The organism is Ameyamaea chiangmaiensis, assembly GCF_013376175.1.
In the GTDB taxonomy this organism is placed as follows: Bacteria; Pseudomonadota; Alphaproteobacteria; order Acetobacterales; family Acetobacteraceae; genus Ameyamaea; species Ameyamaea chiangmaiensis.
The window spans coordinates 1-3,537 of record NZ_JABXXR010000211.1 but is presented as its reverse complement, the minus strand read 5'-3'; the positions used below and the strand labels follow the sequence as shown (position 1 = coordinate 3,537).

The following is a 3,537-nucleotide window of genomic DNA, read 5'->3' as shown; positions in this document are numbered from 1 at the left end:
CCAGCAGATGGCGCAGGCCGATGCCCCGGCACGCCGTGCTCCAGGCGATGCCGAGCATCAGGTCCGTGGCCAGCTGGCACGCCACGGTGGCGGCAAAGCCGATCACGCCGATCGAGACGACGGCGCGCGCCACCGCGCCCGCGCCGACCCATGCGGTCGCGCCGGTCAGCAGGACAAGGCCCAGAATCGACAGAAGGAGCGTGATCTTCTTCAAGGCTGACGTGGACTTCCGGTCATATCTGGCGGCGGCCACGGTCAGGCCGCAGGTGGGGCGGGGACACCGGCCGCGCCGTTCGGGCTGCCTCGTCGTCGTCGCTCACTTACACCAGCGCGTCGTGGCATGCCAGCACCGACACCCTCCGGGCAGGCATTCCGGAGTTAACGGTATTTCACGATGTTGCGGACTGGCGCGATCGGTCGTGGCGTCCTATCGGATGAACTTCGCGGCCCGACGCGGGCCGATCGCCAGTTTCCGACCGAGGGAGCGTCGCCCGACATGACCGCACCGACATTGATCACTGGCGCCACGGGCTTCGTGGGTTCGGCCGTGGCGCGTACGCTGGCCGCGCGCGGGCACCGCCTGCGTCTGATGACGCGCCGCAACAGCGACCGCAGCAATCTGGCGGGGCTCGAGGCCGAACTGGTGGAGGGCGACCTGTCGTCGCCCGCGACCTTCGCCGAGGCCGTGCGCGGGTGCCGGTACGTCTTTCATGTCGCGGCGGATTATCGTCTGTGGGTGCCCGATCCGGCGCCCATGATGACGGCCAACGTCGAAGGCACGCGTCTTCTGATGCTGGCCGCGCAGGACGCGGGGGTGGAGCGGATCGTCTATTGTTCGTCCGTTGCCGCGCTGGGCCTGATCGGCGACGGCAGCGTGTCGGACGAAAACACGCCTGTGCACGAGCACGGCGTGATCGGGATCTACAAGCGGTCGAAATATCGGGCGGAGCAGGAAGTCCTGCGCCTGGTGCGCGAACGCGGGCTGGACTGCGTGATCGTCAACCCGTCCACGCCGGTCGGACCACGCGACATCAAGCCGACGCCGACCGGCCAGATGATTCTCGACTGCGCGGCGGCCCGGATGCCGGCCTATGTCGAAACCGGGGTCAACATCGTCCATGTCGACGATGTGGCCGAAGGGCATGCGCTGGCGCTGGAACGGGGGCGCACGGGCGAGAAATACATCCTCGGTGGCGAGGACTATCTCCTGCGCGACCTGTTCGCGATGACCTCGGAACTGGCGGGCGTTAAACCGCCGCGCATCAGCCTGCCGCAGGAGGTGCTGTGGCCGGTCGCGGTCGTCTCGGAGTGGCTGTCGCGCGGGTTCGGGATCGAGCCGCGTGTGACGCGGGAGATGCTGGCGATGTCGCGCAAGAAGATGTTCTTCTCATCCGACAAGGCGCGCGCGGAACTGGGCTACGCACCCCGCCCGGCGCGCGAGGCCGTGCGCGATGCGATCGACTGGTTTCGGGCCAACGGACGTCTCTGAGTCTCTGTCATGCTTATTCTCGCTGTCGTGTCCTGTCTCCTCTGGCTGGGTCTTCTGTTCGGCCATGGCCGTTTCTGGCAGGGAGGGCCGATCCTGGCCCCCGCGCGGCCCGCGGCACCGATTGCCCCGCGCGTCCATATCGTCGTCCCGGCACGCGATGAAGCCGAGTCGATCGAGGTCTGCCTCGCCTCGCTGCTCAACCAGGCCTATGACGGGCCACTGTCGGTCGTCCTCGTCAACGATCGCAGCACGGATCGGACGGCCGCCCTGGCCCGGGCGCTACCGGACCCGCATGGCCGGCTGACCGTCATCGACGGCGTGGAGCGGCCTGCGGGATGGAGCGGCAAGCTCTGGGCCGTCCATCAGGGCGTGGCCGCGGTCCGGGCGGCGTTCCCGGACGAGGCGGGCTTCCTCTTCCTGACGGACGCGGACATTCATCACGCGCCGGAGCACGTGGCCACACTGGTGCACAAGGCCGAGCGGGATGGTCTCGACCAGGTCTCCGAAATGGTCGCGCTGAACTGCGAAAGCCTGCCCGAACGGTTGCTGGTGCCGGCGTTCGTGTTCTTCTTCGCCATGCTGTATCCCTTCGACAAGGTGGCCGACTCGCGCTCGCGCGTGGCGGGGGCGGCGGGCGGTTCGATCCTGATCCGTCGCAGTCGCCTGGCCGAAATCGGCGGGATCGAGGTCCTGCGCGGGGCGCTGATCGACGATTGCACGCTGGCCGCGCACGTCAAGCGCAGTGGCGGCGGCCTGTATCTCGGGCACAGTCGTCTGGCGAAGTCCGTGCGTCCCTATCCGGACGCGCGGGACGTGTGGCGGATGATCGCGCGCACGGCATATGTGCAGTTGCGCTATTCGCCGGTCGCCCTCGTGGCGACGGTGTTGCTCATGCTGCTGGTGTGGATCGTGCCGCCTGTGGCGTCTGTGTTCGGACGTGGGCGCGTGCGTGTGTTCGGCGGCGCCGCGTGGGCGATGTCCACGGTGTCGTTCCTGCCCACGCTGCGGCGCTTCGGCCTGTCGCCGCTCTATGCGCTGGCGTTGCCCGGAATTGCCCTGTTCTATACCGGCGCGACGGTCCAGTCGGCGGTCGACCATCATTTCGGGCGGGGCGTGGTCTGGAAGGGGCGCGCCTACGCGGAGGGTGGCGCCTCGACCGTCGGGCCGTGACGGTGTAAGGCTGCGCCCGCATGCGTGATCGCGCGGCGTCACTCAGTGACGCAGGAGAGAACAGGACAGGTATGGACGAGACAACGCCCGTGGCCGTTGCCGCCAGGGCCCCGGGGCCGTCGTTCCGGTCAGACGCCGTGTGGGGCACCGAAGACCTGTCGTCCGGCAAGGGCGCGGGGGATGAGAATTTTCCGGTCGGTTCGATCCTGATCAGCCGCCGCCTCCGGCCGCACGTCAAAGCCTATTACGACTTCGCGCGCGTGATCGACGACATCGTCGACAATGCCGTCCTGACGCCAGAGGCCAAGATCGCGCGGCTCGACGCGATGGGCGAGGTGGTGCGTGGCGAACGGCCGCCGATTCCGCGTCGCGATGTCATGACGGCGCATGCCCTGCACGAGACGTTCCGGATCACCGGCGTGCCGGTCGAGACGGCGACGGACCTGATCGTCGCGTTCAGGCGCGATGCGGTCGTCGGGCGCTACCAGTCCTGGGACGCGTTGCTGGACTACTGCCGCTATTCGGCCAATCCGGTGGGGCGTTTCCTGTTGATGCTGCACGGTGAACCCGTCGCCACGTTCGGCCCGTCGGACGCTCTGTGTTCGTCGTTGCAGGTGCTGAACCACCTGCAGGACTGCGTGAAGGACCTGCATGAGCTCGACCGCTGCTACCTGCCGCTGCCGTGGCTGGAACGGGCGGGGGCGTCGCTGGCCGATCTCGATGGCGCGCGGGAGACACCGGGCCTGCGACGCGTGTTCGACGCATTGCTCGATGAGGTCGATCGTCTGAACCTGGAGGCGGCGCGTCTGCCCGCGCTGGTGCGCGACCGCCGCATGCGGCTGGAAGCGGCGGTCATTGTCGGGCTGGCGCATCGGCTG

The 3,537-nt window shown here is 68.4% G+C and carries 3 protein-coding genes and 1 pseudogene; 3 read left to right on the top strand and 1 reads right to left on the bottom strand.

The genetic code is table 11. The features are described 5' to 3' along the window. A pseudogene (locus tag HUK82_RS15270) lies at positions 1-214 on the bottom strand (HpnL family protein); the annotation flags it as partial. Positions 215-496: 282 nt separating this feature from the next. On the opposite strand from HUK82_RS15270, the gene hpnA reads away from it, so the two are divergent. From hpnA to HUK82_RS15255, 3 genes are all read left to right on the top strand, one after another. After that, on the top strand, positions 497-1,489 hold the full coding sequence (gene hpnA / locus HUK82_RS15265) for a hopanoid-associated sugar epimerase (protein WP_176614761.1): 993 nt from the start codon (positions 497-499) through the stop codon (positions 1,487-1,489). 9 nt (positions 1,490-1,498) lie between these two features. Further along, positions 1,499-2,659 carry a glycosyltransferase gene (locus HUK82_RS15260; protein ID WP_176614760.1) on the top strand — a complete coding sequence of 387 codons (1,161 nt, stop codon included), beginning with the start codon at positions 1,499-1,501 and terminating at the stop codon, positions 2,657-2,659. Between the two features lie 71 nt (positions 2,660-2,730). Next, positions 2,731-3,537: squalene/phytoene synthase family protein (locus HUK82_RS15255; protein WP_176614759.1), on the top strand; the 807-nt coding region annotated here is incomplete at its 3' end.

Bases quoted from the DNA above. Each gene is read 5' to 3' on its own strand.
- hpnA (WP_176614761.1), top strand. From the start codon at position 497: ATGACCGCACCGACATTGATCACTGGCGCCACGGGCTTCGTGGGTTCG.
- HUK82_RS15260 (WP_176614760.1), top strand. From the start codon at position 1,499: ATGCTTATTCTCGCTGTCGTGTCCTGTCTCCTCTGGCTGGGTCTTCTG.